General features: G+C 48.9%; 7 protein-coding genes. 4 read left to right on the forward strand and 3 right to left on the reverse strand.

Features of this window, described 5'->3' with window-relative positions:
- Positions 1–218 precede the first annotated feature (218 nt).
- Positions 219–3248 carry a helix-turn-helix transcriptional regulator gene (locus JMI88_RS01335; protein ID WP_201359951.1) on the reverse strand — a complete coding sequence of 1010 codons (3030 nt, stop codon included), beginning with the start codon at positions 3246–3248 and terminating at the stop codon, positions 219–221.
- A 1323-nt stretch (positions 3249–4571) separates the two neighbouring features.
- Here JMI88_RS01335 and pepF point away from each other — a divergent pair.
- From pepF to JMI88_RS01355, 4 genes are all read left to right on the forward strand, one after another.
- Positions 4572–6383 carry an oligoendopeptidase F gene (gene pepF / locus JMI88_RS01340; protein WP_201359952.1) on the forward strand — a complete coding sequence of 604 codons (1812 nt, stop codon included), beginning with the start codon at positions 4572–4574 and terminating at the stop codon, positions 6381–6383.
- A gap of 496 nt (positions 6384–6879) precedes the next feature.
- The gene (locus JMI88_RS01345; RefSeq protein WP_201359953.1) at positions 6880–7620 is read left to right on the forward strand and encodes a hypothetical protein; all 741 of its coding nucleotides are present in this window, start codon (positions 6880–6882) and stop codon (positions 7618–7620) included.
- Complete coding sequence (locus JMI88_RS01350; RefSeq protein ID WP_201359954.1) at positions 7617–7919, forward strand: hypothetical protein; 303 nt, start codon at positions 7617–7619, stop codon at positions 7917–7919. The genes JMI88_RS01345 and JMI88_RS01350 overlap by 4 nt, the downstream gene beginning before the upstream one ends.
- Positions 7920–7968: 49 nt before the next feature.
- Positions 7969–8844, forward strand: coding sequence for a hypothetical protein (locus JMI88_RS01355; protein WP_201359955.1), 876 nt, complete (start codon positions 7969–7971; stop codon positions 8842–8844).
- A 35-nt stretch (positions 8845–8879) separates the two neighbouring features.
- Here JMI88_RS01355 and JMI88_RS01360 read toward each other — a convergent pair whose 3' ends face one another.
- Entirely contained in the window at positions 8880–11213 is a 2334-nt protein-coding gene (locus JMI88_RS01360; RefSeq protein ID WP_201359956.1) for a DEAD/DEAH box helicase, read from the reverse strand.
- Complete coding sequence (locus JMI88_RS01365; RefSeq protein WP_201359957.1) at positions 11210–12565, reverse strand: ATP-binding protein; 1356 nt, start codon at positions 12563–12565, stop codon at positions 11210–11212. The genes JMI88_RS01360 and JMI88_RS01365 overlap by 4 nt, the downstream gene beginning before the upstream one ends.
- Positions 12566–12569: the final 4 nt, after the last annotated feature.

Genomic DNA, 12569 nt, shown 5'->3' on the forward strand with positions numbered 1-12569 from the left:
ATGTAAGGCATGATTCAAATTAGCGTACCCAATGAAACGTGAATAAGAAATACGACAGGTAGGTTCGACCCTGCGGTCGATTGCTTCGCACTTCATCTTATGTCAGCAGTATAGATGAGGAACATCGCATTTCACATCGGGGAAAATACGACATATTCTGGAACGAGTACGTAGAAATAGCGCGAGCAGTACGTAGAAAAGGGACGTTGCTATCTGTGCTAGTCCGGTAGGCCTTTTTCACTGGCCCATACGGCGATCTGGGTGCGCGACGTAAAGTTCAGCTTTAGCATGATGCGTTCGATATGCTTCTCGACGGTCCGTTCACTCAGACTTAAGAGACTAGCGAGGTCATGATTAGATGTGCCCTGGGCAATCAAGGTGGCAACCTGACGCTCACGGGCGGTCAGTCCCCCATATGTCTGTTTTGCGAGCTGCCGTGGGGATGGCGTTGGCAAAGGGGGAAGCTGTGCTCTGGCCTGACTCAGAAAGTGCGCTCGCAATGAGGTATCAGAAATATTCATAGCCAGTTCCTCAATGGTCCGGTGCGCCTCGGCAAATACCTGAGTAGCCTGTTGCCTCCGGCCCTGCGAACGCAAGAGGATGCCATACGAGATGCTGATACGCCAATAGAGTGGCCGCAAGCATTGAGTACGCGCGGCCTCCAGCGCTGCTTCCAGCATCGCCAGAGCCTCCTCTACGCTCCCAAGCGCGGCAAGCGCCTCGGCCCGCACATGCCAGAGGAGCGGAGAAACACCGGGCTCTTGTCCTTCAGATGTAATAGAAGCTATTGTGTCTTCGATAATAACAAGAGCCTCAGCGGGTTTATGGCACGCCAACTCTAGCTTAGCTCTCGCATACCAGATGAGACGTTGCATCTGTGTATGCATCGGCAAGTTAGTGCCACAAAGAGGATCAAGAAACGTTGCAGCCTGGGACAGGGATCGCTGCTCGATATACGTCGAGGCCAGAAAACCAGCGACGACATCGAGGAGGAGAGATGCTCCAAGCTCCTTCCCCACCTTCAATGCATGTTCCAGATGATGTTGTGCCTCACTCAAGGCCAGACAATCAAGGAAGAGAACCCCCAGTAGCAAGTGTGCGAAAACAATCCAGGCATGATGTTCCAATTCAACAGCAATGGCCAGTCCTGTCCGAGCCAGTTCCAACGCACGATCAAATTCGCCCAGCGGCCCCAGGCTCAATCCAAGGTACATCAGGGCGTTGGCTTCACCAATCCTCCAATCGATCGGACGTGCAATTATAAGCGCTTCTTCCCCATAACGAATAAACTCAGACCCTTGTGCTGAGGAGAAAAGGGGAGGGTACAAGAGATAACTGGCTCCACTCATCCCTCGCGTTGCTAAACAGGAAATCAGCCCTGGCTGATTTTCGCTTTGGCGGAAGAGCGCAGTAGCTTGCTCACATGCTTGTGCACCTTCTTGCATGTGACCACTTATAAGCTGGGTGATGCCCAACAGGTCCCAGGTTTCAGCAAGGCGTCGGACGTTGTTCTTCTCTTGAAAAAGGGTCAGGGCCGCTTGATGATAACGTAATGCCGTCAGTGGCTCTTCCATATTCATATGCCAGTTGCCCAACCGATTCAGACTCCGGCCCAATAGAGAAGGGGCATCCATTGCGCGAGCCAGTTCTAAGGCTTGCTGGAAGAAATTACCAGCCTGCGGATAGTGGTATCCGGCCCAGAGGACCCCCTGCGAGTAGAGGCAGTGCCATTCCATCGTACGATCATTGAGGGCTCGTGCTGCTATTAGCGTCTGCTCGTAATCGCGGCATGCCAGTTCGAATTCACCAAGCATGCCGTATGCCTGTGCCCGGGCACGATAGATACTGAGAGGGGGAGGGACAGCCAGGTGATGAGCTGCTTCCAGGGCATGCGAAAAATGCTCGCAGGCGGCTCGCAATGAGTAGAACTGTTGCGCCTGCACGCCGGCTCGCGGCGCATACTCCAGCACACTGGCCCACTCACGCGCTATGTAGAAGTGATACGCAAGGTCAGCAAGATGGGCATCAGAAACATCGGGAGATACCCTTGCAAGCGTTTGGGCAATAGCGAGATGGTGGGCTCTACGTTCTCGCGCCAGCAATTCCTTATACATGGCTTGCCGTGTCAGGGCGTGGCGGAACAGAAAGATGTCCTCCGATTCTTCAACTATGAGTTGCGCTTTGATCAGCTCTTTGATGAGATCAAGCATCTTACTTTCATCTTGCCGGGTTAATTGCTGCAACAAGGGAAAGGGAAAACGTTGCCCGATCACCGCAGCAACAGCAAGCAGCTCTCTGGCGGCAGGAGTCACATGATCAAGGCGCCGCTGAACAGCAATCTGCACGCTTCTGGGAATATGCAACGCGTTCAAAGGCTTGCGCTTCCATCGGCCATTCGCATAAAAGACGTCACCGTCCATCTCGAGGGATTTCAAAACCTCTTCGATAAAAAAAGGATTGCCTTCCGTCAATGCAAAGATCATGTTGAGAAAGTCGGTATGAACTGGATGGGGAAGTGCGAAGATTTCCCGAATCATCATCCCCACATCAGCAATGCTCAGGCGCGTCAACGGCACCTCTATTGCAAGGCGAGAGCTGTCCAATTGGGCAAGAAAGCGTGTTAACTCCGGACGTACTTCCTCATTCCGATAGGTGAGAAGGAGGAGAAAAGGGTGAGATGTGAGACGATGGGCCAGGTAGAGCAGAAACTCCAGGCTCGTCTCATCACTCCAATGGATATCTTCGATGATGAGGATCAGGGGCTTGTTAGCAGTCAGGCGTGTCAAGAAATGGGTAAGTGCCTGAAAGAGACGACGTTTCTCCTGTTCTGCATCAAGAGCAGAGGCAGGTGTACATGTTGGCCAGAGGGAAGAGAAGGCAGGATAGAGTTGTATCAGTTCGGGGCATGCTGGTCCCACAAACGTCGCAAGCGCCTCTGGGGAGTGGGAAGCGAACACGGTATCCAACGCATCCAATACAGGTGCATAGGGATAGGCATGATCCGGTTCAAAACAGCGCCCTTTCACAATCGTCACAGCGGAGTATTCTGATTGCTGCTGCAATAACGGAAGCCTAGCAATAGCTTCGGTAACGAGCCGTGATTTGCCAATGCCGGCCTCACCCGCGAGAAGCACGGTCTGACCTTGACCACTGCACGTCTGCTTGATGAGATGAATAAGAGCTTCGAGTTGCTGTTGGCGACCTATGAGGATAGGGCAGGCAATAGGTGTATGAAAAGACAGTCCCATATGCTTTTACTTCTCTCTTGCAAAATACCGCTTCTAAATACCACACCTCATACCACTGATGACAACAGAGAGCACCGAAGGAATCATATATTCCCGCAGAGCTTATGCAAACAAAACTCTTATAGAGTATTTAATGAAAAGGAAGGGCACAGCGCGCTGTTCTTCGATCATGTATTGCTTCTCTATCCCGTTATACAAAAAAATTATACCATAACTTTCTTTATATTTAAATCTACAATTGCCAGCCATCATGGCGATTTCAAGGTTCCAAGGAGAAGAAAAAAGCCTCAACCTGGTAGAATGGTTCATTCTTAAAGAAGGTAACTTTTATACTTTTATAATATTTCTTACAATTTATGCGATTAGCCAGTCGGGTTTTCAAAAACCCATTCTTTTGTAAAGAGTCAAGCTCCAGTGGTTCAAAAGGTTTTTTCGGCACCTAAATGGGAGATAGCTACCTACCCATACTTCTCCAATTTCTACTGTACTGCACTTTTAGCTTGTTATCGAACGGCATGAATCGATGAATGTTTCCGTCTAAGTGGTTCAAGCTCAAAAACAAGAAATGCTTCCTACTGGGTAGGACTGCTATCAAACAGAGGGTCGAAAGGCGCCCAGAATAAAGGGGCTTGAAGAGGGGTTTTAGGGGATGATCTCGAAAGTGCAGCGTACCGTATGACAGCCAATTGACAGCCAAATTCCAAAACGGTGTTTTGGTGGCCTTTGAGGTCCCCAAAACACCATAAATATAGAATAGAATGGTACATGGAATGAGCGCACAAAATGCATCTGGCTCCCCCTTCGTGATCCCGCTTGCTTACTGATACTCTTACGCTAAGAGTTCGTTCTCAATAACGAGAATAATAAGAAAGCAATTTTCAGCGAGATATCCTCTCAAAAGGTCGTTTATGCTGTTTTCACCTCTCAAGTCAAAGGAAACTGGTTGCTTTTTTGGTTATTCCGACTTTTGGTTCCGACTGTGCTCAAAACCCACATACATCAATATCTTGTTTTTTTGTGCATACATGGGATATGCTGTGAAGCAAAGCTGTCACTACCCGCATAGACTCATCTGGGGGTATCGCTAAAGAGGTCGTTCTGGGAAGTGGCTCTTCCTCAAGAAGATTTGCTCACTCACTCAGAGCATTTTCTAAAGAAGACAGTTGTTCAACGTGTTGCAAGTAATCGATCGGAAGCCACAACAGTCCTTTGACATCATCGCCAGGATGTTCGATTGCCTCCTCTACTTCAGCTGAGCACAAAAGTTGCAAAAAAAACCATTTTTTCGAGTCCATTCCACAGACAGAAAGGGAACAGACCAAGATGCCAAAGACAACTCTTCCCCCACGTAGCGCGCAACGCCAGGAGGATACCTGGGACATTGCCAGTGTATTTCCCAATATTGCGGCCTGGGAAACTGAATATCAGTTGGTGCAAGCGGAATTACCAGCCTTTGAAAAGTATCATGAGAAGCTGACTGGTCCCGCGATACTGGCCGAGGCGCTGGATGCATCCTTTCAGGTCATCGTGCGTGTCCATAAGTTGTCTATGTATGCCAGGCTTGTAGCGAGCGTTGATGCCAGCAATGAAGAGGCGGCAGCCCTAAACAGCCGGGCAGCGACGCTCGATGGACAGGTAAGTGCGGCCCTGGCCTTTATCAAACCAGAACTTCTGGCGAATGGCGCGGAAAAGCTCTCGCAGTGGGCTGGCTCAGACTCGCGCCTGGCTGCGTACGCTCATTATTTTGAGGATCTTTTGCGCGTGCAGGCCCATGTGCGTTCACCTGAAGTTGAGGAGCTATTGGGTGCACTTAACGATCCTTTTGCGACAGCGCACGGCGTAGTGGGATCTCTCACCGGCGCTGAGATGCGCTTTCAGCCAGCAAAATCGAGTACTGGCGAGGAGTATCCGGTCGCTCAGAGCACGACTGTCCCACTCTGGTCCAGCACTGACCGCGAGACGCGCCGCACGGCCTGGGAACATTACCATAATGGCTATCTCGCCTTCAAAAAGACACTGACGAATAATCTGGAGGGCCAGATTAAGCAGAATATCTTTTTCGCGCGCGCGCATGGCTATCGCTCTGCCCTGGAAGCACGGCTCGCGGTAGACAATATCCCCGTTGAGGTGTATCACAATGTGATTCAAACCTTTCGTCGGAACCTACCCACCTGGCATCGCTACTGGGCGCTACGGCGGCGCATATTGGGATATAAAACCCTGCATACCTATGATCTCTATTCGCCGTTAACCACGAAGCTGCCTCCTCTGCCCTATACACAGGCGGTAGATTGGATTGCTGAAGGACTGCAGCCGCTCGGCGATGAGTATGTGCAGATTCTGCGCCGGGGCTGTCTGCAAGAACGCTGGGTGGATATCTATCCCAATCAGGGCAAACGCCTTGGGGCATTCTCCTCCGGCAGTCCGGGGACGCATCCTTTTATCTTCATGAGTTATGACGACTCACTAAAAGGCATGAGCACCCTGGCGCACGAACTTGGACACTCGATGCATTCCTATCTGACCTGGCAGACGCAGCCGCTGGTATACAGCGAGTATTCGATGTTTGTAGCTGAGACTGCGTCAAACTTTCACCAGGCCATGGTACGGGCCCATCTGTTGCGCACGCGCCCGGAGCGCGATTTCCAGATCGGGCTGCTGGATGAGGCCATGAACAATTTCCACCGGTATTACTTCATCATGCCCCTGCTGGCCCGCCTTGAGCTGGAAATGTATGAGCGTGTGGAGCGCGGCGAGGCCCTGACCGCCGATGTCCTCAATGGCCTTTTTGCTGACTTCCTGGCGGAGGGCTACGGTAGTGAGGTCGAAGTGGATGCCGCACGCGATGGCATTACCTGGGCAACCTTTAGCCATCTCTATGCGAACTTCTACGTCTTCCAGTACACAACAGGTATCGCTGCTGCGAACACCCTGGCGCGCTCAATTCTCGCCTCCCAGCCTCAAGCGGTTGAACGCTACCTTGCATTTTTGCGCACCGGCAACGCGCGTTATCCGCTCGATGTCCTTCAGCAGGCAGGCGTCGATTTGAGCACATCTGAGCCAATAGAGGCCACCTTTGCTGTGCTGGCTGACTATGTTGAGCGACTCGAACACCTGACGAGCACTATGGCGTAACGCTCAAGAAGAAAAATAAAAGCATGTCAACGTAGGTGCCTGGCTTGCCCAATCTTGCCGCGAAGCGGCCCGCATCCGGGCACCCTCGTTCCCCAAACACGTTTCCATGATAAGCAGAATGCAACACCATAGGATTTTGCGCGCGCACCAATCTCTACCGAGATGCCACATCTGATCCCAACCGACCGAGGTGGCGAGAAAACTTCCCACAAAGTCATTTGGCGCGCATCCAATTTTTCATGTTGCCCACCATAATTGTAGAAAAAGCTTTATTTTACTGTATCTATGAGTTAAAATGCTAATACTTAGTTTTACACATATATAAACATACATGAACTTAAATCTATCACCTCCGCTGAGGAGCTCAATATGGCACAACTCTTATTTCGCAGCATCTCTGATGCCTGTGCAGAGAGAGATCATCCACATTGTTGGAAGTCAGAAGTCACAAGTACACTTTTGTTCACATATCGTCTAGATTGGAAGGAACCACCATATGATCACACAAACCCTCGCAGAGATCACCCACCGATTCCTGAATGATCATGCCAATATGGAAAAACTGGAGCAAAGCGCGGCCAGGCGCGCACAAACAATACCAAACATTCAGCCCGCGCTCCATGAGTTTATTCAAGGTTACAGTACCTTTGCACAAATGAGCGCGGTGTTAACCATGCCGCAGAACGGCTGGTATATAGGGGAAAATAATTCGGGTTATTTCAACATCAGTCTTTGGAAGTTTGCCAAAAATTATATAGGGAACAATAACGAGACCAGTGAACAATTTCGCACCCTCCTTCAGGATCTCAATGTACGCACCCTGGGGCAAAAAATCGAACAGTGTTACACGTTCCTGCTTCAGGAGAAAAACCGCCTGCAGGACACAGGACTCCGTGTCCATTCCACGATCAGCCCCATAAGCAGCGCATTTATCATGTCTCAATTCGCCCATTGGCTTGATCCTCAGGGTGAGCTTCTCATCAGCACCCAATATGTCCGCAAAAGCACAGTCACCCTGGTACGGGGAAACTTGCTCCCCAACCACACAGAACTCAAGCCAAGAGGATCTGACTTTATCATTCGCACCAGTGCACAATACGACGCCTTTTTATCGCTCTTCGACGCCGTGAGAGACGCGGCACCACAGATCACGTCCCTCCTTCCTCTCCCCTATTGGCGAGAATACTTTATCTGGTGGGCGATGGACCATCGCAAGGAACTGATCATATCCAGATGAAAGAGAACGATGATGCGGAACTGCTTTCCAGCACACCGACACAACGCCTCCACATGGAAGAGCAGGACAGTCTCTCAATCGTAGATCAAGAGCAGGAGGACGACGAGTTGGCGCAACACCGCTCACTGCTCATTGAACACGGACCACTTCTGCCTATTCCAGATCCATGGCTATCAGAAAACATTCGTGAGATCCAGCGCCATATTCTGGTCGATGAACAGGTGATCCGGCTCATCTACCATGCGCTCTTATCCAGGCATGTCATTCTGACGGTGCCATTACCATCAATTGCATTATAGAATTGGATATACAGCACCTTGTGATACTGAAAATGAAGAAGTAGATACGATGAATTACATGAGCTTAACATGGGCCAATCTGGAATGGGGCCCCTGGATTTCATTCACGGACAACGAGGCATGGAAAACACTTCCTACGACCGCAGGCATCTATCGTGTCCGCGCAACTACGAGAGATGAACTTTTCTATATCGGAGAAACTGCTCGAAACCTGCGCGAACGTATAGGAAGCTTGCGCACAAATAGCCAGAAAGAAACAATGCCATTTAACGACCCACATACAGCTGCCCCGGCGTTATGGGCGTGGAACAATTCGGACCAGCTAGACTATGAATGTTCAGCAACAGTTCTCCATAACATAGAGCACATCCAGGACTCCACAAAAACGCTGAGAGGATTAAAGTGCTATCTGCTCTGGCGCTATCGATTAGAGCGAGGCGAATCAGTGCGGTGCAACCATGGTCATTTCCCTGCACGGTATACGAAATCAAAAAACAAAAGCGATGGATACCAGGGGGAACGTCTCCCCGATGATGCGCCAGATAATCCCGCGGGCGGACCCAGTTATCCTCCGCTCAAACTCATTGGAAATCCCTTTGATGAAAAAGAATGGATGAGTGGCTTAGACTGGAGCGCGTTTCTTCCATTACATGCACAGATCACAAAAACGCTCCAGCCAACGCCAGGGGTCTATCGCATTCTCACTTTAGAGAATCATGATGTCTTTGAAATAGGCAAGACAACAAATGTGCAGCGGATTCCAACGCATTCCCAGAAAAATTGGGGCCATCTACAGCCCCTTTTTTCATATGCTCCGCTCGAATACAAAACACCATTATTTCAACTTCTAGAAATAGAAAATGACCTGCTTGGTGGGTTTTATGCCCTCACGAAGCATCTACCAACAATGGTATCTGCCTTTTAAACCGAGGTCATCCACACACTAAGGCTATCACAGGCCTAAACACAGGCTGCTAACCATTGCATTGTTCCTGGGATATCAAGAACGTCATTTACGTAAGCTTTCTCCAATAAAACGCGAGGAGCCAGGTAATCGTATTTTCCACGCCATAGAAGCATGTCTTTTAGATTCGATATCATGGCATTCACGAGATCAGGTACCCGAGGACTCAGTGCGCGCAACTCAGCCAGAACATCGGCGATATTGCCTTTGTGAGATATTTCCAGATAATAGTCGCAGTCAGAGCTGTAACTACACCAACCCATACGCATCAAGATGAAAAAAAGCGTTTTATAGATACGCCATCCAGTCCAGGGAAACAAGAGAAAACGTCCAGGTTCCAGAGAGACAACACAACTGGAAAGCCAATCAGATCGCCTGGCAAAATCGCGGATTAAAGATAAGCGTTGCTGCGCAAGAGGAGATAGATATGAATACATTATTTCCTCCTGTAAAATCCGGCGCAGACGTAGCATCACATGTTTATGAAATTGGAGGTCTCCATGAGTCTTCCAGTTTTGCTCAACAACCCCTTTAGCTCGTTCTACATGCACAATTCTCTTACGGTCATCGACCGAGATAACTCGCCAGGCATATCCGGCCAAGCCGATGATGCCCCCTACCTCTGGCACGCTTTGAATCGTACCAACTTCCTGTGCACCTGCCAGCACACGGAACTCCTGCTCGTTGGCAAAAATAGCATAAAAATGATAATGATTGGTGAGTTGTGCGCCTTTCATACCCACAATGAGCGTTCCCTCGTCCATTCGCGCAAGCTGATCAAGAGATAGCAGGTGTTGAAGAAAAAGACGGTATTCATCTAATGTCACCGCCTGGAAAGGCGCCAGTTTCAGGATAGACTGGGCTAATTGAGCTGGTATCAATTCTGTTCGTGCTCGCATAACGCTCATCGTCTGCTGATACAACAGACTCAACGGCATGGTGGGGATATCTGGGGGTTCAATCCATCTTTCCTCAAGATAAAGCTGAATTATAGCAATTGTCTGGAGAAACTCCCAGGGTATTTGCTCCCATTCAGAGGATGTGTCTGCTTTATTATCCAGGTACTCGAAGGTATAAAGACACATGCGAGATGGTGCTCCGCGACGACCGGAACGGCCCAATCTTTGAACAAAACTGGATACAGAATGCGGTGCATTGACTTGAATAGTAAGATCAAGGTGCCCAATATCAATACCCAATTCCAGGGAAGCTGTCGCGATGACACTTGACTGTTGAGCCTGTTCGCGCATCCGAATCTCAGCGACTTCCCGCAAACTGGCGGCAATACTACTATGATGAACAAAATACCAATCCATACCAGGTCGTTGTTGACTCAGACGGTGGCGGAGCTCGGCTGCAATACGTTCAGCCTTATTTCGACGGTTAGTAAAAACCAGCGTTTTCTGGTAACGCATCGTAATGGTAAAGAGATCATCATAATAATCTTTGATATTTTGCTGCAACTCCCAACGCACATCAGAAGGTTCAGTGGATAAAGCTTCTTCTGGTATCTCTTGTAGTGAACCTGGGCTTATCGGTAAAGAAGCCGTGCGGCGAGAGCGCAAACCTATCTCCTCGGGAGCTATATCTGCATGGAATGCATTTTCCTCTGGCGCCAACACGAAATGATTGACACGCAGTTCAATTCGTCGTCCCTGTGTTGATTCCGTCACAAGGCGAGCATGTATTTGAAATTGAGAACTACTTTGAAGCCACTGCAAAGCCACATTAACATCACCAATGGTTGCCGACAATCCAATGCGTCGGATGGGGCGGCGAATAGCACGTTCCAGGCGTTGAAGATGGCAAAGTACTTGCTGGCCGCGTTCAGTGCCAATGAAGGCATGAATCTCATCAATAATAATAAAACGTAGATCACCGAAAATGATACCCAGTTCCCCGGCGCGATTCATAAACATCGCTTCCATCGATTCGGGTGTGATCTGTAAAATACCGCGGGGCTGTTTTAAAAAGCGCTTTTTTTGATGATACGCAATGTCTCCATGCCAACCTTGAATGGGAATATCTGATCGCCCAAATAATAAGCCCTCAATGCGTTCAAACTGATCATTGATCAGTGCTTTCAGTGGTCCTATATAAAGGACGCCTACGGACTGTGCTGGTGATTGTTCCAGCAAGGTTAAGACTGGAAGCATGGCTGCTTCAGTTTTGCCACTTGCAGTGCCACTCATAATCAGCACATGATCGTTTGTGTCCAGGATAGCGGGAATAGCAGCTTTTTGAATACTACGCAGATCTGCCCAGCCGTTCTGATAAATATATGCTTGAATGAACGGCGCTAGCTGTGCAAAGGGATCGCCTGCATTCATAGGGTAAATCCGGAAAAGTAAGAGTCGCTATCGACAATTTCGTTCTGTGGCGTCAACTCATCCGGATTTGATTGCTCGTGGGAAGCAACAAAATCACGCCCGTGAATAATATCAGAGAACGTAAGTGCGTTATCTTGTCTCATCATTTCCAATACAGCGATTAAATCACGTGTTATCTCACGCGGAGTAAGGAATTGATTTGATCCTATCTGTGCTGTTACAACTTCCATAAACTCCTTGATATCGCTGTCAGTAATCGTAGATGTGTAACGATAGTGAAAAGCATGGATACTGCATAGCTTTTGGAGGAGGACAAAAAGCTCCTCATTGGTAAGTGTATCTAAGCGGATAATAGGCCCTGCAAACGAGCGTCGGCTATTTTGAGCAAAGCGGCTCTCCTGCAAACGAGAGCGAAGTGCTTCATAGCTATACAAGCCACGTTTGGGATCTTCAACAAGCTGAGGGGTACCACTAAAAATCAAGCCGATATGTTGGGCAACACCTTGATTGACATCGTTAAATAGCGTTAATAACTGCTCGTAGTTATTGTTACGTGAAACGGTATTGCTAATTTTGTAGAGATTAACGGCCTCATCAAAAAAGATGACCAGACCTTTATAGCCAATCAACTGGAAGAAAGAAGCAAAAAGCTTGAGGTAGTTATACCAGTTTTTATCTGTAACCATCGAGTTCACTTGCAGATCTGTACGAACCTCGGTAAGTAACCGATATTCACCGCGCAACCAACGTATAGCACGCTCCCTCTTCACTTCATCGCCATCCTGGTAAGCACGCCAATACAAGGAAAGGATATGCGCGAAATCAAAACTATTTGATAAAGCACTGATCGAACGGAGCGTCTCCGATACTTTTTGTTCAACCAAAAGATAAAACTTTGGATTATCAGGTAACAAGTTTGAGGATTGCATTACCTGTTCCTGGATAGCGTTCATCCAATGTTCAAGCAGAGGAGCGAAAGCTTCACCTGCAGGACGTGTACGAATAGCCATGTTCTTCAGTAATTCGCGGTAGAGGCCGAGACCCTGGCCAGTTGTTCCGGTCAAACGACGTTCAGCGCTTAAATCGGCATCTGCGACTACAAAATTGCGCTGGAGGGCATAGTTGCGGATAACCTGAAGCATAAAACTCTTACCCGAACCATAAGGACCAACCACCAGGCGGAAACTCGCTCCTTCTTGGGCAACCCTGTAGTCCAGATCATCAAGCATTGCCTCAATTTCTGCACTGCGACCAACTACCACATGTTCAAGGCCAATACGTGGTGTGACGCCGTTACTAAATGCTTGCAGAATAGCGTTACTATGACGTGGTGAAATTTTACGTTCGCTCATGAGA

This window comes from Dictyobacter formicarum (genome assembly GCF_016587435.1).